The following is an 18758-nucleotide window of genomic DNA, read 5'->3' as shown; positions in this document are numbered from 1 at the left end:
ATCAACATGAATCCCCAGCTTCCGATTGACGTCAACGAGCAGACGGGCGTGTGGAGCACGGACGGCATGCCGATGCTGTACGTGCCGCGCCACTTCTTCATCAACAACCACACGGCGGTGGAAGCGGCGTTGGGCCGGGAGGCTTACGCACGCATTCTTTACGACGCCGGCCACCAGTCGGCCTACCACTGGTGCAATGAAGAATCGCGCGAGCATCGCCTGGCCGGGTTGGCCGTCTATGAACACTACTTGATGCGGCTGTCGCAGCGCGGCTGGGGGCTGTTCCGGCTGACGGACGCGGACCCCACGGCCATGACGGCGCGCATCGTGCTGCGCCATTCCGCCTTCGTGCTGGGCCAGCCCCAGGGCGAGGGCAAGCGCTGCCACATGTTCGCCGGATGGTTCGCGGGCGCAATGGACTGGGTGGCCGACCAGCATGGCGGCGCCACGCGCGCGCAATGCGTGGAAAGCCTATGCGCGGCCGAAGGGCATGCGCACTGCGAGTTCACCGTTAGCCCCATCACCTGAGGCCGGCATGCGTTATCCCCACCTGTTTGCGCCACTGACGCTGAACCGCCTGGTGCTGCGAAATCGCATCGTCAGCACCGCGCACGCCGAAGTGCACGCGGACCCGGGCGGCTTGCCGGGCGAGCGCTACATTGCCTACTACGAAGAAAAGGCGAAGGGCGGCCTGGGCCTGGCCATCTGTGGCGGGTCCAGCCCCGTGTCGCTGGATAGCCCGCAAGGGTGGTGGCGGTCGGTCAACCTGACCACCGACCGCGTCATCGAACCGTTGGCCAGACTTAGCGATGCCATGCATCGCCACGGCGCCAAGGTCATGATCCAGGCCACGCACATGGGCAGGCGCTCGGCATGGCATGGGGAACATTGGCCGCATCTGTTGTCGCCGTCCGGTGTGCGCGAGCCCGTGCATCGGGGCAACGCCAAGACCATTGAAGTCGAAGAGATTGGCCGCATCATCAGCGACTTTGCCGCCGCGGCAAAGCGGGTGCAACAGGCGGGCATGGACGGCATCGAGATATCCGCCGCGCACCAGCATCTGATCGACCAGTTCTGGAGCCCGCGCACCAACTTTCGCACCGACGCCTATGGCGGCAGCCTGCGCAACCGCCTGCGCTTCGGGCTGGACGTGCTGCACGCCGTGCGCGAGGCGGTCGGCGCCGATTTCTGCGTGGGCCTGCGCATGTGCGGCGATGAATTCCACGACGACGGTCTGGACCACGAAGCGCTGCGCGAAATCGCCCAGGCCATGGCGGACACCGGCCTGATCGATTACCTGGGCGTCATCGGCTCTGGTGCCGACACGCACAATTCGCTGGCCAACTGCATGCCGCCGATGGCGTTGCCACCCGAACCCTTCGCCCATCTGGCGGCCGGCATCAAGTCAGTGGTGCGGATACCGGTGATGCACGCGCAAAGCATCCGCGACGCGGTGCAGGCCGAGCGGCTGCTGGCAGCCGGCCATGCGGATCTGGTCGGCATGACGCGCGCGCATATCGCCGACCCGCATCTGGTCGTGAAGATCCGCGACGACCGCGAAGACGAGATCAAACAATGCGTGGGCGCCAACTACTGTATCGACAGGCAGTACGACGGGCTGGACGTGCTGTGCATCCAGAACGCGGCAACGGCCCGTGAAGAAACCATGCCGCACGTGATCGCGCGTTCGCGCGGCGTCGAACGGAAAGTCGTGGTGGTTGGCGCCGGGCCCGCGGGCATGGAAGCCGCGCGCGTGTGCGCCGAGCGCGGGCATGACGTTGTGCTGTTCGAACGCGCCGCCGCCATTGGCGGCCAGATCCTGCTGGCGGCCAAGGCGCCGCAGCGCGAACAGATGGACGGCATCGTGCGGTGGTTTGCGCTGGAGCTCAAGCGCCTGGGCGTGGACTGCCGCTTGGGCGCGCTGGCTACCGAAGAAATGGTGTTGGCGCAGCACCCGGATATTGTTGTGTTGGCCACGGGCGGAATCAGCCACGTCTACCAACACCAGGGCTGGGGCGTGGCGCACGGGCTGGCCGTGGGCTCTTGGGACATACTTTCCGGCCGGGTCGAGCCCGGGAAAAACGTGTTGGTGTACGACGGCGTCAGCACGCACGCGGGCGCGGGGGTGGCAGACTTCCTGGCCAGCCGGGGCGCGCACGTCGAGATCGTCACGCCTGACACCAAGGTGGCCGAGGACGTGGGCGGCACCACGTTCCCGATCTTCTACCGCCGCCTGTATGCGCAGCAGGTCGTGCTGACCCCCAACCATTGGCTTGAACGCGTTAGCGCCGAAGGCGACAAGAAAGTGGCGCTGCTGCGCAATGAATACACCGAAGACCGCGAAGAACGCGTGGTGGATCAGGTGGTCATTGAAAATGGCATCGTGCCCAATGACGCGCTGTACGGCTTGCTGAAACGCAAGTCCGTCAACATGGGCCAGACCGACCTGCACGCCCTGTATGCGGCGGACCCCCAGCCCGCGCTGGGGCAACATCTGGGCGACGGCCGCTTCCTGCTGTATCGGGTGGGCGATTGCGTGTCGATGCACAACATCCACGCCGCCATTTATGACGCGTTGCGGCTGTGCAAGGACTTTTGACCATGGAACAGTTTGCTGTCGTGGTTACCGCGCTGTTCTGGGTGTCGCTGCTTGGGGTCTGCGTCGGCGGGTGGCGGCGGGCTGCCTTGTGGCGCGTCGGCCGGGCGGCGCCGGTGCGCTGGCTGGATTTGCTGGCGGTGCCCAAGCGCTATTTCGTGGACCTGCACCGCGTGGTGGCGCGTGACCCCTACATCGCCCGTACCCATGTGGCCACGGCGGGCGGCGCGGTCGCGGCCATGGTGCTGGTGGCCATCAACTACGGCCTGGCGCTGTACTCGCCGATGTTGGACATGGCCATCGCCGTGGCCGCCCTGGTGATGCTGGGCGGCCTGATGTTCGTCTGGCACCGCCGTCGCAAACCGCCCGAGCGCCTGTCGCGCGGCCTGTGGGACCGTTTGCCGTGGATGTTGGGCGCGTTGGCGCTGGGCCTGTTGCTGCTGGGCGGCGTTTCCGCACCCTGGCTGGCCGGCGCGGCGGGCGTGGGCACGGTGGCGCTGCTGGCGGTGGGGGCATGGGAACTGACGGTTGGCATGGCGCGGGGCGGCCCCATGAAACATGCGCTGGCCGGCCTGCTGCACTTGGCCTTTCACCCTCGGCCCGAACGCTTCGGCCGCGCCTTGCCGGGCCAGAAAGCGGCGCTGCGCCCCTTGGCGCTGGGCGGCGACCCGGCGGCAGAGTCCCTGGGTGTGGGCAAGCCGGCCGCCTTCGCGTGGAACCAACTGCTGGGTTTCGATGCCTGCGTGCAATGCGGCAAGTGCGAAGCCGCGTGCCCGGCGTTTGCCGCCGGGCAACCGCTGAACCCCAAGAAGCTGATACAGGACATGGTGGTCGGCATGGCGGGCGGGTCGGACGCCGCCTATACCGGCAGCCCCATGCCGGGCGTACCTGTCGGGGCACGCGCAGGCGCGGCGAACAAGCCGCTTGTGCCCGGCCTGGTGGCCGCCGAGACGCTGTGGGCCTGCACCACTTGCAGGGCCTGCGTGCATGAATGCCCCATGCTGATCGAACACGTGGACGCCGTGATCGACATGCGCCGCCAGCAGACATTGCAGCACGGCGCCGCGCCCGGGACGGCGCCCACTGTCCTGGCCAACCTGCGCGAAACCGGCACGGCCGGCGGCTATGACCTGGCCGCGCGCCACCACTGGGCGGTGGACCTTAACGTGCCGTGGATACAGCCGGACCAGGCCGTGGACGTACTGCTGATCGTCGGCGAGGGCGCTTTCGGACTGCGATACCAACGCAGCCTGCGCGCGCTGGTCAAGGCGATGCATGCGGGCGGCGTGGATTTCGCGGTGCTGGGCGACCGCGAAACCGACACCGGAGACCTTGCCCGTCGGCTGGGCGATGAAGCCACCTTCCAGGTGCTGGCCACCCGGCTGATCCAGACGCTGTCGGGCCTGAGCTTTACGCGCATCGTCACGGCCGACCCGCATATCCTGCACAGCCTGCGCAACGAATATCCCGCGCTGGGCGGGCTGTACCAGGTGCAGCATCACACCAGCCTGCTTGCCGAACTGGCGGACGCCGGGCGCTTGCGGTTCAAGCCGGGCGACGATTCACGCATCCTGACGTATCACGACCCCTGCTATCTGGGTCGCTACAACGGTGAAACGGAAGCGCCGCGCAAGTTGTTGCGCCGACTGGGCCTGCGTATCAACGAAATGGAACGCCATGGCTTGAACGCGCGCTGCTGCGGCGCGGGCGGGGGTGCGGCATTGACGGATATTCCCGGCGAGCGCCGCATTCCCGACATCCGCATCCAGGACGCGCGCGATACCGGCGCGAGCCTGGTGGCCGTGGCCTGTCCCAATTGCACGGCCATGCTGGAGGGCGTGGTGGGCCCCCGCCCCGACGTGCGAGACATCGCCGAACTTGTCGCCGACGCCTTGGAGGCATGATGAACCCGATCCGTAGAATCGACCCGCGCAGACCGTACACCGTGGCGCCTTCGGGTATTCGCCGGCTTGTTCTTGGCGCCGGCCCCTCGGGCGATGCCCAAGAACGGCAAGCGCGTCCGGCGCACAAGCCGGTGCGCGCCACCGAAGCGTTGCGCTGCGTGCTGGCAGTGGCGCATAGCGATCGCGGGCAGCTGGACCCTCATGCTTGCCAGGCCGTGGCGGCGGCCGCCTTGCTGGCGGCGCACGACACCTGGGTGCATCTGCTGGTCTTCGGGGAATTCCAGGGTGACGCCGCCGCCTTGGGCGCGGACAGCGTGACCGTCATCGCCGCGCCGCCGGCCTATGCGCCTGATGCCGAGCTGGCGGTGGTGCTGGCGCTGATGGACCGCGACCGCCCGCTGCATGTGTTCCTGCCCGACAACGGCCTGCCGGACGGTGACCTGGGCCGACGCCTGGCCGCCGCCACGCGCGACACCGTCGGCACGCAGGTCGTGGAACTGAGCCGCGACGGGGTGGCCAGCCCGTATCGACAGGTGGCCGTGGGGCGTGGCGCCTTCGGCCGCGCCGCGTCCACGTTGGTCGCCTCGGCTGACGGCAGCGTGTCGCCGTCGTCCAACCCCGCGATTCCGCGAACCGCGCAACACGCACCGAACTCGCCCAACCCGCCGAACGCGCAACACACCGGCCCGAAACGCGCGCGGCGCGCCTTGCCCCGCATCGTGTTGCTGGCCCCGGACGCCGTGGATGACCGGCTGCCCTTCGTGGGCCACGGAAAAGCCGCCCGCGTCATGCCGCTACCGATGAGGTCGGCCTACCGCGACCATGGCACGCGCACGCTGCCCGCCATGGAAGTGGACCTGGAAGAAGCCGACCTGATCGTGTCGGCCGGCAACGGCATGCGCGACCTGGAGGGCTTTCACGCGCTGGCCGATGAACTGGGCGCGGCCATCGGCGCCAGCCGCGTGGCCGTGGATGACGGGCGCTTTGCGCGAGGCCAGCAGATCGGCGCAACGGGAAAAACCGTCAGCGCCAGCGCTTACCTGGCGTTCGGCATATCGGGCGCGGTGCAGCATCTGCAAGGCATCAAGGACTGCCGCCATGTGATCGCGATCAACCTGGACGCGGCTGCGCCGCTGGTCCGGCGCGCCGACCTCAGCATCATCGACGATACGCAACGCGTGGCTCAGGCGTTGCTGGCCCGCGTCAAACAGGCGCGAGGCGCGCACCGACAACACGAGGCCCCCGATGGATGAACTTCGTATTGCCGTGCTGGTATCGATAGGTGCGCACCCGATCAGCGGGGCGGCCCGCTTCAGCCGCAATGACGCGCTGGCCCTGGCCATGGCGCGAACAATCGCCAGTGATGGCGCGGACGTGGACGTTGTCCATGCCGGCAACCCGGCCGATCTGACGCTGCGCGACTACCTGGCGCTGGGCGCGACGACGGTCCATGCGATCGACGTGCCGCCGGGCCGTGACGTTGCGGAGGGTTTGGCCGAATACGTGCGTGGTCACGACCTGGTGCTGTGCGGCACGCGCGCGGAAAGCGGCGACGGCAGCGGCCTGTTGCCTTATCTGGTGGCACAGAAACTGCATCTGCCCTTGCTGCCCGCTGTCCTGTCGGCCCGCATCGAGGCCGGCAGCGTGGTCACGCAGCAATGCCTGCCCAAAGGCCGACGGCGGGAAGTGGCTGCAACCTTGCCCGCTGTCGTGCTCGTGCACCCGTTGGCCACGTTCGACGTGCGGCACGTGTATGCGCAAGAGCGCGCCGGGCAGGTGACCACGCACGCGTCCACGGTTTCCGCCGCGCCGCTGGCCGCCGCGCGCATCGAGGCCGCCACGGGCAGCCCGCGCAAACTGGCGGCGCGTGAATCGCGGTCGGGGCGCGCGCGCCTGCTTGCCGCCATCACGATGGAAAGCCGTGGCGGCACAGTCATCACCGAAGGAACTCCCGACGAAAAGGCGCAGGCGGTCATCGACTACCTGCGCACCCACAGCCTGATCGACTACTGAGGTGGAACATGACCATCATCCAGCAGGTTTGCGCGGTGCGACCCCCTATCGATGCTTCGCTACGCAAGATGATTGCCGCACGCCGGCCGGGCTATAGCCTGGACGCCGACTTCTATCTGAGTCCGGCCGTGTACGAGATGGACATGGAAGCCATCTTCGGCCGGCACTGGCTGTTCGTGGCGGTCGAACCCGACATCCCCGAGCCCGGCGATTACATCACCGTGGACATCGGCCGCCAGTCCGTGGTGCTGGTACGCGACGACGACGGGCGGGTGCGCGGCTATCACAACGTTTGCCGCCATCGCGGCGCGCGCCTGTGCGTGACGCCGCAAGGCTCGGTCGGCAACCTGGTCTGTTCCTACCACCAGTGGACCTACACCTTGAACGGCAAGCTGGCCTACGCCGAACACATGGGCGAAGGCTTCGACAAAAGCCTCTATAGCCTGAAGCCCGTCCCGGTGGAAACCTTGAGCGGTCTGATTTTTGTCTGCCTTAGCCCCGACGCGCCCGATGACTTCGCGATGGTGCGCGCGCAGGTGGAGCCTTATCTGCGGCCGCATCAACTGCGCGAATGCAAGGTCGCCGCGCAGATTGACATCGTCGAGGACTGCAACTGGAAGCTCACGATGGAGAACAACCGCGAGTGCTATCACTGCGCCGTCAACCATCCCGAGCTGACCGTCTCGCTGTTCGAGTTTGGCTACGGCTATCAGCCGTCACCCTCCAATGCCGCGCAAATGGATCAGTTCGAGCAGATGTCCGCCACGCGTTGTCGCGAATGGGAAGCCGCGGGCCTGCCCAGCGCTGAACGCGAAGCGCTGGATAGCTGTGTGACGGGCTATCGCGTGCGGCGCCTGCCCCTGGACCTGGCCGGCGAATCCCAGACGCTGGACGGCAACGCGGCGTCGAAAAAGCTGTTGGGAACCTTGACACGCCGCAACCTTGGCGGCTTGTCGCTGTGGACGCAGCCCAACGCCTGGTTCCACTTCATGAGCGACCACATCGTCGCGTTCTCGGCGCTGCCGCTGGGGCCCGAAAAGACCCTGGTGCGCACGCGCTGGCTGGTGCACAAGGACGCGGTGGAAAACGTGGATTACGACGTCCAGAACTTGACGGCCGTGTGGCGGGCGACCAACGCACAGGACCGTGCGCTGGTCGAGATTTCGCAGCAGGGTGTGCGCAGTCCGGCGTACCAGCCCGGGCCGTATTCGCCGTTTACCGAAAGCCTGGTCGACAAGTTCTGCAACTGGTATGTCGGCCGCCTGGCGGCCCATTATCTGGATTAAGAGACCGACATGCCGCACGCGCTTTTACGCATTCATCAGCCCGAGTTCTGGCAGCGCCTGCCTTCCCCGTGGGACTGCGACATCGAAGAAACCTTGCTGTGCTGCCAGGTGCGGCAAGAGACCGCCGACGTCAAGAGCTTCTATTTCCGTTCGCGCGCGGGCCATGCGTTCCAGTTCTCGCCCGGGCAGTTTCTGACGCTTGAGCTGGATATCGACGGCGAACGCCTGAACCGCTGCTATACGATTTCGTCGCCGCCGACGCGGCCGCATACCCTGTCCATCACCGTCAAGCGCGTGCCGGGCGGCAAGGCGTCGAACTGGCTGCATGACTGCCTGGAGGTCGGCGACCGCTTGCGTGTGCTGGGTCCGGCGGGCGTGTTTTCGTCCGCCTTGCATCCGGCCGAGCGCTATCTGTTCCTGTCGGCGGGGTCGGGCATTACGCCGTTGATGTCCATGGCGCGCACCCATCGCGACCTCTGCGATGACCGCGACACCGTATTCGTGCACAGCGCCCGCACGCCCGACGACATCATTTTTGGCCGGGAAATTGCGCTGTTCGCTGCCAGCCAGCGCCACTTTCGGGCGCACTTTGTCTGCGAAGCGCTGGGCGAGCACACCGGATGGCACGGCTTGACCGGGCGCTTGAGCCTGCCCTTGCTGGAATTGATTGCACCGGATTTCCGCCAGCGCGAGATCTTTGTCTGCGGCCCCGCGCCGTATATGCAGGCGGTGAGCCAGATGCTGCGCACGGCGGGTTGCGACATGGCGCGGCATCACGAAGAGAGTTTCTCGTTTGAAACGCTGTCTGACGCGGAGTCGGCGCGCAGTGAGGCATCGTCGCCAAACGCGGGCAGGGCAGGCGCCACCGATGCCGGCACCGATGCCACCACCGATGCCGGCACCGATGCCGCCAGCGATGCCCCAACCTACAGCATCCGGTTCCAGCAAAGCCAACGCACCATCGCCTGCGCAGCCAACCAGCCGTTGCTGGACGCCGCGCGCGCGGCCGGTTTGCGGATGGCGGCTTCCTGCACGCAGGGCTTGTGCGGCACGTGCAAGGTGCGGCTGCTGGAAGGCAACGTCAACATGCAGCACCAGGGCGGCATCCGGCAGCGCGAAATCGATCAGGGCATGGTGTTGCTATGCTGCAGCCGGCCGTTAAGCAATTTGCTCATCGACAAATGACGGGAGGGCCAATACCCATGCCTATGCACGCAGCGTCCGCGCGCATTGCCGACGAGCCCTGGCCGGTGCCCGAGACGCCCGCCGTCGAGCCCGGCCAGGTGCATTTCGGCTTTTTGCTATTGCCCAATTTTTCGATGATCGCGTTTTCGGGCGCGGTGGAAGTGCTGCGCATGGCCAACTACGTCAGTCGCCGCGAGCTCTACCGCTGGTCGGTCATGACGCTGGATGGCGCGGCGGTGCATGCCAGCAACCGGTTGCCGATCCGGCCCTTGCCCTCGCGCGGGCTGGTGGACGATTGGGATGCGCTATTCGTCTGCGGCGGTCTCCAGGTGCAGGACCAGGTGACCGAACCCGTCATCAAGCTGCTGCACAACGTCGCCCGCGAGGGGGTGGCGCTGGGCGGTATCTGCACGGGCAGCTACGCGCTGGTAAAGGCCGGCCTGATGGCGGGGTATCGCTGCGCGATGCACTGGGAAAACCTCTTTGCCGTGCACGAGGAATTTCCGGCGGTTGAACTGACCGAGGAACTTTTCGTCATCGACCGCGACCGCATGACCAGTTCCGGCGGCACCGCGCCGATCGATCTGATGCTGGGCATTACCGCCGAACGCTTCGGGGCCGAGCTGGCGCATGGCGTGTCCGAGCAGTTCATGCTGGAGCGGATCCGCTTGCCTTCGGAACGGCAGCACATTCCGATGGTGGCACGCGTCGGATACAACCGCCAGGAATTGCTGAACGTCGCGCAACTGATGGAAGCGCATATCGAAGACCCGCTGTCGTTCAGGCAGATCGCGGTTCAGATCGGGCTGTCGCAACGTCAGCTGCAACGCATGTTCAAGTACTACCTGGGCATGTCGCCCATGCGCTATTACCTGTGGCTGCGCCTGCTGCGCGCCCGTGAACTGCTGCTTCAGACACACATGACGATCATGGGCGTAACGGTTGCCTGCGGGTTTCAGTCGCCTTGCCATTTCAGCAAGGCATACCGCGCCCGCTTCGGACGTTCGCCCAGCAGCGAGCGCAGGCAGGTGCCGGATTAGCGGGCGTTCACGCGGACAACATCGCGTGGGGGTCGATCACGAATTTCTTCGGCGCGCCCGCGTCAAAGGCGGCATAGCCGTCAGGCGCTGCGTCCAGCGTGATGACCTGCACGCCCACGACTTCCGCGATGTTGATGCGGTCCCACAAGATTGCCTGCATCAGTGCGCGGTTGTATTTCAGCACCGGCGTTTGCCCCGTGTGAAAGCTGTGTGCCTTGGCCCAGCCCAGGCCGAAGCGCACTGACAGGCTGCCGCGGCGCGCGGCGGGGTGACCGGCGCCGGGGTCGTCGGTGACGTACAGCCCTGGTATGCCGATGCGCCCCGCCACGCGGGTCACGTCCATCAATGCGTTCAACACGGCGGCAGGCGCGGCGACCTGGGATCCGCTGGACCCATGTCCGCGTGCCTCGAAGCCGACCGCGTCGATCGCGCAATCCACTTCCGGCGTGCCCAGCAACGTGGCGATCTGCACGCCCAAGGGCGCGTCCAGGGACAGATCCGCCGTTTCAAAACCGACCTTGCGCGCGTGCTGCAGCCGCTGGCGGTTTATGTCGCCGACGATGACTACCGCCGCGCCCAACAGGCGCGCGGACGCTGCCGCCGCCATGCCGACCGGGCCGGCGCCTGCCACGTATACGGTGCTGCCCGGCCCCACGCCCGCGCTGATCGCGCCGTGAAAGCCGGTGGGCAATATATCGGACAGGCAGGTCAGGTCGCGGATCTTCGCCATGGCCTGATCGCGGTCCGGAAAACGCAGCAGATTGAAATCGGCATACGGCACCATGACGTACTCGGCCTGGCCACCGATCCAGTCTCCCATGTCGACATAGCCATAGGCGCCACCCGGGCGCGCCGGGTTCACGGTAAGGCAGACGCCGGTGTCCTGTTCCTTGCAGGTCCGGCAGCGTCCGCAGGCGACGTTGAACGGCACGGATACCAGGTCGCCCACCGCCAGCATTTCAACGTCGCGGCCCACTTCAATGACCTCTCCGGTGATCTCGTGCCCCAGCACAAGCCCCTGTTGCGCGGTCGTGCGCCCACGCACCATGTGTTGGTCCGAACCGCAGATGTTGGTGGTCACCACTTTCAGGATGACGCCGTGTTCAAGCTTGCGACCCCTGGGGTCCTCCAGTTTTGGAAAGCCGATTGACTGGACCTCGACGCGCCCTTCGCCCACGTACACCACGCCTCTGTTCGCTGCCATGACTCTGTCTCCCTGCCGGCCGCGCCGGAACGATGCGGGCCGATGCCCGCCACCGGCCGATTTTGGCAAGCCCCCATGCAGGCAACGCCATCGCGCGCGACAGGAAGCAGCGGATATGCGCCAGCCGGCACTTGCGCAACCGGCATGTCGGAATCAGGCAAGTTCACGGCCGAGGCGGCACGTCATGGCCGCCGCCTTCAGAGAAGAATGGATCACCGTCTAGGAGCCACGATGAGCCGCTATTCCCTCTTCAGCCTGATTCGCAATGGCTTTTCAAACCACGAACGCTGGCCGCGCGCCTGGCGCAGCCCCGACCCCCGGCCCGCCTACGACATCGTGGTGGTTGGCGGCGGCGGCCATGGGCTGGCCACGGCGTACTACTTGGCCAAAGAGCACGGTGTAAAGAATATCGCCGTGCTTGAAAAGGGCTGGGTGGGCGGCGGCAATACCGCGCGCAACACCACGATCGTGCGTTCCAACTACCTGTGGGATGAATCGTCCCAGCTGTACGAAAAGGCGATGCAGCTGTGGGAAGGGTTATCGCAGGAGCTCAATTACAACGTCATGTTCAGCCAGCGCGGGGTGATGAACCTGGCGCACACGCTGCAAGACGTGCGCGATACCCAGCGGCGTATCACCGCCAACCGCTACAACGGCATCGACGGCGAATGGCTGACGCCCGCGCAGATCAAGGAAATCGTCCCGGCCATCAACCTGGACTGCCGTTACCCCGTGCTGGGCGCGTCGTTCCAGCGGCGCGGCGGGGTGGCGCGGCACGACGCGGTGGCCTGGGGCTACGCGCGCGCGGCGGACCGGCTGGGCGTGGACATCATTGAGAACTGCGCGGTGACGGGGATACGTCGCGAAGACGGCCAGGTGCGTGGCGTGGAAACGGCGCGCGGCTTTATCCAGGCCGGCAAAGTGGCCGTCGTGGCGGCGGGCCATTCCAGCGTGATCGCCGACATGGCCGGCTTGCGCCTGCCCTTGGAAAGCCATCCGCTGCAAGCGCTGGTGTCCGAGCCGCTAAAGCCCGTGCTGAACACCGTCGTGATGTCCAACGCCGTGCACGCCTACATCAGCCAGTCGGACAAGGGCGATCTGGTGATCGGCGCCGGCATCGACCAATACGTGGGCTATGGGCAGCGCGGCAGCTTCCACCTGATCGAAAGCACCTTGCAGGCAATCGTCGAGATGTTTCCGGCGTTCAGCCGCGTGCGCATGAACCGCCAGTGGGGCGGCATCGTCGACGTGTCGCCCGACGCCTGCCCCATCATTTCAACCACGCCCATCAAGGGGCTGTACTTCAACTGCGGCTGGGGCACGGGCGGCTTCAAGGCCACGCCGGGGTCGGGATGGGTCTTTGCCTACACGGTGGCCAATAACGCGCCGCACCGGCTGAACGCGCCGTTCTCGCTTGACCGCTTCCACACCGGCCATCTGATCGACGAACACGGCGCGGCCGCCGTCGCGCACTGATTGCGGAGCTTATCCATGCTGATGCTGACTTGTCCCTACTGCGGCCCGCGCGCCGAAACCGAATTCATGTGTGGCGGCGAGGCAGACATCGTCCGGCCGCTGGATTGCGATTCCCTGACCGATGCCCAATGGGCCGACTACACGTTCATGCGCCGCAACGAACGCGGCCGCGCCCGCGAGCAATGGCAGCACGCCCACGGTTGCCGGCGCTGGTTCCTGGCGGAACGCGATACGGTCAGCCATGAGTTTCACGGCTTTCACACGTTCGAGCATGCAGCGGGAGAACGCAAATGACGCAACCCAACCGGCTGGCGCACGGCGGACGCGTCGACACGGCGACGTCCATCGAATTCACCTTCAATGGCCGCACCTTTTACGGCTGCCAGGGCGACACGCTGGCGTCCGCGCTGCTGGCCAACGGCGAGCATTTCGTGGGGCGCAGCTTCAAGTACCACCGCCCGCGCGGCGTCATGACGGCGGGTGTCGAAGAACCCAATGCCCTGGTGCAGCTGGAAGACGGCGGGCATACCGTACCCAACCCGGCCGCCACGACGATTGAACTGTATGAAGGCTTGCGTGCCGGCAGCGTCAACGCCGTGCCTGATCTGGAGCGCGACCGCATGGCCATCCTGCAACGGGTGGCGCGCTTCATTCCGGCGGGCTTCTACTACAAGACCTTCATGTGGCCCAGGCGCTGGTGGCCGCGTTACGAACGCTTTATTCGCAAGGCGGGCGGGCTGGGGCGTGCCCCTGTGCAACCCGACCCCGACCACTACGACAAGCGCTACGCCCATTGCGATGTCCTGGTGGTGGGCGGTGGGCCTGCCGGCCTGGCCGCGGCGATGGCGGCGGGCATGGCGGGCGCGCGCGTGATCCTTGTCGACAACCAGTCCGAACTTGGCGGCGGCCTGCTTTCCAGCCCCGCGCTGATCAACGGCGCGGCCAACAGCGACTGGATCCGCCAGACGCATGCGGCGTTGCAAGGCATGAGCGATGTGCGCATCCTGTCGCGCAGCACGGCGTTCGGCTATCACGACCAGAATCTGGTGACGGTGTGTGAGCAGGTCAGCGACCATCTCCCCGTCACGGGGCGTCGCGGGGTGCGTCAACGGCTATGGAAGGTTCGCGCCAAGCAGGTCGTGCTGGCCACCGGCGCGCACGAACGGCCGCTGCTGTTTGGCAATAACGACCTGCCCGGCGTCATGCTGGCGTCGGCGGTGTCCACCTACGTGCGGCGCTACGCCGTGCTGCCGGGGCGGCGCGTGGTGCTCTACACGAACAACGACGGCGCCTATCGCACGGCGCTGGACCTGCGCGAGCAGGGCGCCAACGTGACCGTGGTCGACCCCCGGCCGCCCGGGCGAGGCGCCTTGCCCGACGCCGTGCGCAGCGCCGGCATCGAGGTACGCAATGAGTCGGTCGTGTTGCAGGCGCGGGGCGGGCGCCACGTGAAGGGCGTCGTCCTGGCTTCTTACGTGGGGGCCAAGGCCGGGCCGGCCAATGCCAGGCTGGCTTGCGATCTGGTCGCCGTGTCCGGCGGCTGGAGCACGGCGTTGCACCTGCATGCGCAGTCGGGCGGGCAGACGCGCTGGGACGACGCCCACGCCTGCTTTGTGCCGCTGCGGTCACAACAGGCTCAGGCCAGCGCAGGCGCGGCCAATGGAGAGTTTTCGCTGGCGCTGGCGCTGGAAGGCGGTGCGTCGGCGGGAGCCAGGGCGGCGATGCTGGCGGGCCTGAACCCCGCCGGCGCGCTTGCCTGGCGCACCGCCGACATCGCGCAAGATCCCTTGATGCCGCTGTGGCAGGTAGCAAGGCGTGTTCGTCCAAGCCGGGGCGCCAAGCAATTCGTGGATTACCAGAACGACGTCACGGTGGCGGACATCCATCTGGCCGTGCGCGAAGGCTATCACTCGGTCGAGCACGTGAAGCGCTATACCGCCATGGGCTTCGGCACCGACCAGGGCAAGCTGGGCAACATCAACGGCGCGGCCGTCCTGGCCGACGCGCTGGGCAAGACCATTGCGCAAACCGGCACCACCACCTATCGGCCGAACTACACGCCCGTGGCGTTCGGCGCGCTGGCCGGGCGCGAACTGGGCGACTTCTTCGACCCCATCCGCAAGACCAGCGTGCACGAATGGCACGTGTCGCGGGGTGCGGTGTTTGAAGACGTCGGTAACTGGAAGCGCCCGTGGTACTTCCCGCTGCCCGGCGAAAGCATGCAGGCGGCGGTCGCGCGTGAATGCCTGGCCGTGCGCAACGGCGTTGGCATGCTGGATGCGTCCACATTGGGCAAGATCGACATCCAGGGCCCGGATGCCGCCACGTTGTTGAACTGGGTCTACACCAACCTGTGGAGCAAGCTTGAAGTGGGCAAGGGCCGTTATGGCCTGATGCTGGACGAAAACGGCATGGTGTTCGATGACGGCGTCACCATGCGCCTGGGTGAACAGCATTTTCTGATGAGCACCACGACGGGCGGCGCCGCGCGCGTGCTGACCTGGATGGAACGGTGGCTGCAAACGGAATGGCCGCATCTGGACGTGCATCTGACCACCGTCACTGACCATTTCGCCACCTTCGCCGTGGCCGGGCCGCGGGCGCGCAAGGTCTTGCAAGGCGTCTGCCCCGACATCGACTTTTCCAACGGGGCCTTCCCCTTCATGAGCTTTCGTGAGGGCTCGGTTGGCGGCGCCGGCTGGTCCAGCCCCGCGCGCATCATGCGCATCAGTTTTTCGGGTGAACTGTCGTACGAAGTGAACGTGCCCGCAAACCTGGGGCAACGCGTCTGGAATGCGTTGATGGAAGCCGGCCACGAGCATGGCATCACGCCCTACGGCACCGAAACCATGCACGTGTTGCGCGCCGAAAAGGGCTACATCATCGTGGGCCAGGACACAGATGGCTCCATGACGCCGCAGGACCTGGGCATGGGCGGCATGGTGGCCAAGTCGAAGGACTGCCTGGGCAAGCGTTCGCTGTCGCGCGCGTATACGGCCGCGGCCAGGCGCAAGCAGTTCGTCGGCCTCCTGGCGCGCGATCCGGCGGTTGTGCTGCCGGAAGGCAGCCAGATCATGCAACGCGCAAGCCGCGCGCCGATCGTGCCCATGATCGGCCACGTCACGTCCAGCTACATGAGCCCCACGCTGAACCGGTCGATTGCGCTGGGATGGGTAGAGGACGGGCAGCAACGCATGGGTCAACTGGTGGAAGTGGCGTTGCCCACGGGGGGCTTCATGCCGGCCACGATACACAGCACGGTTTTCTACGATCCCGAGGGAGGGCGCCAGCATGTGGACTGAAACCTATCAGGAGTCGCCCTTGAAGGGCCTCAAGCCCGTGCAGGCGCCCGCGCAATCGGGCGACACGAAGCGCTTGCGCATCATCGAAAGACCCTTTCTGGATCTGGCGGTGCTGCGCGGCAACGCATGCTCGTCCGGGTTTGCCGGCGCGCTTGAACGCGCCTTGGGAACCGCGCCGCCGCTGGCGCCGAACACCGTGGCCCACGGCCATGTGCATCTGGTGGCCTGGATGGGGCCTGATGAATGGTGGGTGCAGTCACTGGCGCCGACCCGGCCGGCGCTGGAAGGCGCGCTGCGTCCGGCATTGGCGGGGCAATCGGCAACGGTGGTGGATGTCAGCAGCGGCTATACGGTGCTGCAACTGCTGGGCGACCCCGCGCGCGACGTGCTGGAAAAAGGGTGCCCCCTGGATTTGCATCCGCGCGTCTTCGCCCCGGGGCAATGCGCGCAAAGCCACTACTTCAAAGCGGGCGTGATGTTGCGCGCGCTGGAGGCGCGCGGCGTGGAAGTGGTGGTGCGCCGCAGCTTCGCGGACTATGCCGGCCGCATGCTGCTGGACGCGGCGCGCGAATTCATGTCGCCGAACCAGCGTATCGAGCGCGCATGAAAAAAGGGCCCAGCGGGCCCTTTTTTCAATTACCAGGGCCCGAGGGGCCCATTTTTTGATTTGCAGCAGGATGAAAACCCAATGCTGCGAAATCCGAATGTGGAGCGGGAGACGAGTCTCGAACTCGCGACCTCAACCTTGGCAAGGTTGCGCTCTACCAACTGAGCTACTCCCGCAATTTACTGCTATCGCCACGCATTGCCGTCGGCGTCTTGATGTCGTTTTTTGGCAAGCGAGGCGGAAGTATACCTAATTTTTTGAAAAATGCACGCCGGCCGTGGATCGGGATGCCGCCGCGCGATTCCGCGCGGCCCTGACGGGTACCACCACCGCGTGACTGCGTTGCCGGCGGCGCCAGGCCATGCGCGCCAAGGTGTCGTCGCGCACGATGAAGTGGTGGGCAAGCGCCGCCACAATGTGCAGCGCCAACAAGCCGTACAGCCCCCACGTCAGCATGTCGTGCATCCATACCGTGGTGACCACCAGCGCGGGGTCGGCGGCGACCAAACGCGGAAACTCCAGATTGGTGAAGGGTAACGGTACGGCCAGGCCCTTGGCGTTGACGACGACCCAACCCACCATGCACGACGCAAAAATGAACGCATAGATGGACAGGTGCACCGCGTGGGCGCAGGCATCCTGCATGCAGAAATCAGCGCCGGCGGCGCGGCGGCGCGTGATGCGCACGACCGTGCGCACCATCGTGACCACAAGCAGCGCCATGCCACAGCCGATGTGCACGATCATGACCGAGCGCATCGACACGCCCGTCTGCGCGGTCAGCACGTGGCGCAATTCGCCGGCAAGAATCAGGATGCCCATCAGGCTGACGCTTAGCCAATGCAAGGCGATTTGCGAGGTGGTGTAGGCCTGTGTGGCCAGGGCGGCGGGGGGGGAATGCATGGTCTTCCTTCTAGCGGTGCCAGCCGGCTCCGCGTGCGGCGGGGCTTGGCCAAGAGGCGAGATTGAAGCGCCGCCACCCCTGCCACGCCACCTTCCTCAACACTTCCTGAAGGCCTAAAGGCCCCCTGCCTGGGTCCCTTTAGGCTCTCTTTAGAAACGTTGTTGGCCGATTGCCCGCATGGAAATATGCCGGCCTGCGTAGAGATTTTTCCGCCTTTGATGCGCCCGGCCACGCCGGCGCTCGGATCGGCGTCGTTCCTCACGATGCTCGCCTCTGCCCCCCGCACTTCACTCCAGATCTCCGCCGCGCGGCGATCGCTCAATCAGAAAAAGTGGACTCATGAAGACTCTTACCTTCCGACGCCGTCTTGGCCTGCAACAAGGTTTCACCTTGCTGGAACTGCTGGTCGTGCTGTTGATCATTGCGTTGCTGGCCGGATACGTCGGCCCCAAGCTGTTCTCACAGGTCGACCGCGCCAAGGTGCGCGCTACCCAGGCGCAGATGAAGACGCTGGGTGATGCCTTGACCCAATACCGCCTGGACGTGGGCAGCTATCCCTCCACCGAGCAAGGGCTGGAATCGCTGGTCAAGGCGCCTCAGGGCGCACCCAACTGGCACGGCCCGTATCTGGCCAAGGATGTGCCCGCAGACGCGTGGGGCCGTCCCTACGTGTTGAACGTGCCCGGTCGCAGCACGGACGCAGAAGTGGTTTCTTTCGGCGAGGAAGGCCGGGCGGGAGGCAGCGGTGAGTTGGTCTACGGCCTCTAAGTGGGCGGCGGCCGGGCTCGTCGGGATGACGTTCTCGACGGCGGCCGCCGCCAGCTGCTGGCAGGAATCGGGCGACCGCCATGGCGTGGACCCCTTGCTGCTGTTCGCCATCGCGAAGGTAGAGTCATCACTGAACCCCCGCGCCATCAACAACAACACCAACGGTACCCAGGACGTCGGGCTGATGCAGATCAACAGCATCCATCTGCCGGCGCTGGCCAAGCGGGGCATTACGCGCCAGCGCTTGCTGGACGAGCCCTGTCTGTCGATCGATGCCGGCGCCGAAATCCTGGCCGGCTTCATCAAGCGCTATGGCTACACCTGGCGCGCGGTCGGCGCGTACAACGCTGGCGGCGCCGCCAACCGCGAAGCGGCGCGCAAGCGCTACGTGAATCGCGTGTGGCAACACTATCTGCAACTGACCCAGGCGCGCGACGCCCGTTATCGCCAGTCCCAACACGCGGAGCGTTGAT

At 66.2% G+C, this 18758-nt stretch carries 16 protein-coding genes and 1 tRNA gene; 14 read left to right on the top strand and 3 right to left on the bottom strand.

The genetic code is table 11. The features are described 5' to 3' along the window. Positions 1–6 precede the first annotated feature (6 nt). The 8 genes from V6F88_RS24000 (at position 7) to V6F88_RS23965 (ending at position 10024) form a co-directional block, all read left to right on the top strand. Positions 7–528, top strand: a complete 522-nt coding sequence (locus V6F88_RS24000) for a DUF5943 domain-containing protein (RefSeq protein ID WP_332612707.1) — start codon at positions 7–9, stop codon at positions 526–528. A gap of 7 nt (positions 529–535) precedes the next feature. Further along, positions 536–2599, top strand: a complete 2064-nt coding sequence (locus V6F88_RS23995) for an NADH:flavin oxidoreductase (protein WP_332612706.1) — start codon at positions 536–538, stop codon at positions 2597–2599. 2 nt (positions 2600–2601) lie between these two features. Further along, positions 2602–4500: a (Fe-S)-binding protein gene (locus V6F88_RS23990; RefSeq protein WP_332612705.1), complete on the top strand. Its 1899-nt coding sequence runs from the start codon at positions 2602–2604 to the stop codon at positions 4498–4500. Next, positions 4497–5753: an electron transfer flavoprotein subunit alpha/FixB family protein gene (locus V6F88_RS23985; protein ID WP_332612704.1), complete on the top strand. Its 1257-nt coding sequence runs from the start codon at positions 4497–4499 to the stop codon at positions 5751–5753. Before V6F88_RS23990 ends, V6F88_RS23985 begins: the two co-directional genes overlap by 4 nt. Beyond that, a complete protein-coding gene (locus V6F88_RS23980; protein WP_332612703.1) occupies positions 5746–6513 on the top strand; it encodes an electron transfer flavoprotein subunit beta/FixA family protein in 768 nt (255 codons plus the stop codon). Before V6F88_RS23985 ends, V6F88_RS23980 begins: the two co-directional genes overlap by 8 nt. Positions 6514–6581: 68 nt before the next feature. After that, on the top strand, positions 6582–7799 hold the full coding sequence (locus V6F88_RS23975) for an aromatic ring-hydroxylating oxygenase subunit alpha (RefSeq protein WP_442880392.1): 1218 nt from the start codon (positions 6582–6584) through the stop codon (positions 7797–7799). 9 nt (positions 7800–7808) lie between these two features. Beyond that, a complete protein-coding gene (locus V6F88_RS23970; RefSeq protein ID WP_332612701.1) occupies positions 7809–8984 on the top strand; it encodes a hybrid-cluster NAD(P)-dependent oxidoreductase in 1176 nt (391 codons plus the stop codon). Positions 8985–9001: 17 nt separating this feature from the next. Further along, positions 9002–10024: a GlxA family transcriptional regulator gene (locus tag V6F88_RS23965; protein ID WP_332612700.1), complete on the top strand. Its 1023-nt coding sequence runs from the start codon at positions 9002–9004 to the stop codon at positions 10022–10024. Positions 10025–10031: 7 nt separating this feature from the next. Here the strand turns inward: V6F88_RS23965 and fdhA are convergent, their stop codons facing one another. Next, entirely contained in the window at positions 10032–11228 is a 1197-nt protein-coding gene (gene fdhA / locus V6F88_RS23960; RefSeq protein ID WP_332612699.1) for a formaldehyde dehydrogenase, glutathione-independent, read from the bottom strand. 231 nt (positions 11229–11459) lie between these two features. Between fdhA and V6F88_RS23955 the strand changes: the two genes are divergently transcribed. The 4 genes from V6F88_RS23955 to V6F88_RS23940 are packed head-to-tail and all read left to right on the top strand — an operon-like array spanning position 11460 to position 16613. Further along, the gene (locus V6F88_RS23955; RefSeq protein WP_332612698.1) at positions 11460–12704 is read left to right on the top strand and encodes a sarcosine oxidase subunit beta family protein; all 1245 of its coding nucleotides are present in this window, start codon (positions 11460–11462) and stop codon (positions 12702–12704) included. Positions 12705–12719: 15 nt separating this feature from the next. After that, the gene (locus V6F88_RS23950) at positions 12720–12998 is read left to right on the top strand and encodes a sarcosine oxidase subunit delta (protein ID WP_332612697.1); all 279 of its coding nucleotides are present in this window, start codon (positions 12720–12722) and stop codon (positions 12996–12998) included. Further along, a complete protein-coding gene (locus tag V6F88_RS23945) occupies positions 12995–16006 on the top strand; it encodes a sarcosine oxidase subunit alpha family protein (RefSeq protein ID WP_332612696.1) in 3012 nt (1003 codons plus the stop codon). Before V6F88_RS23950 ends, V6F88_RS23945 begins: the two co-directional genes overlap by 4 nt. After that, positions 15996–16613, top strand: a complete 618-nt coding sequence (locus tag V6F88_RS23940) for a sarcosine oxidase subunit gamma (RefSeq protein ID WP_332612695.1) — start codon at positions 15996–15998, stop codon at positions 16611–16613. The genes V6F88_RS23945 and V6F88_RS23940 overlap by 11 nt, the downstream gene beginning before the upstream one ends. A 100-nt stretch (positions 16614–16713) precedes the next feature. On the opposite strand, the gene V6F88_RS23935 is transcribed toward V6F88_RS23940, so the two are convergent. Next, positions 16714–16789: transfer RNA gene (locus tag V6F88_RS23935), tRNA-Gly, on the bottom strand. A gap of 73 nt (positions 16790–16862) precedes the next feature. Then, positions 16863–17516 carry a cytochrome b gene (locus V6F88_RS23930; protein WP_332612694.1) on the bottom strand — a complete coding sequence of 218 codons (654 nt, stop codon included), beginning with the start codon at positions 17514–17516 and terminating at the stop codon, positions 16863–16865. Between the two features lie 340 nt (positions 17517–17856). Here V6F88_RS23930 and gspG point away from each other — a divergent pair, with 340 nt between their 5' ends. Together gspG and V6F88_RS23920 are read left to right on the top strand one after the other, a co-directional pair. After that, positions 17857–18285, top strand: coding sequence for a type II secretion system major pseudopilin GspG (gene gspG / locus V6F88_RS23925; RefSeq protein WP_332612693.1), 429 nt, complete (start codon positions 17857–17859; stop codon positions 18283–18285). Next, entirely contained in the window at positions 18263–18757 is a 495-nt protein-coding gene (locus tag V6F88_RS23920) for a lytic transglycosylase domain-containing protein (RefSeq protein WP_332612692.1), read from the top strand. Before gspG ends, V6F88_RS23920 begins: the two co-directional genes overlap by 23 nt. The last annotated feature ends 1 nt before the right edge of the window (position 18758 follow it).

The organism is Achromobacter sp. ESBL13 (genome assembly GCF_036668755.1).
Classification (GTDB): Bacteria; Pseudomonadota; Gammaproteobacteria; order Burkholderiales; family Burkholderiaceae_B; genus Achromobacter.
Note: the sequence above shows the minus strand (reverse complement) of the source record. Positions and strands in the feature narration are given on the sequence as shown.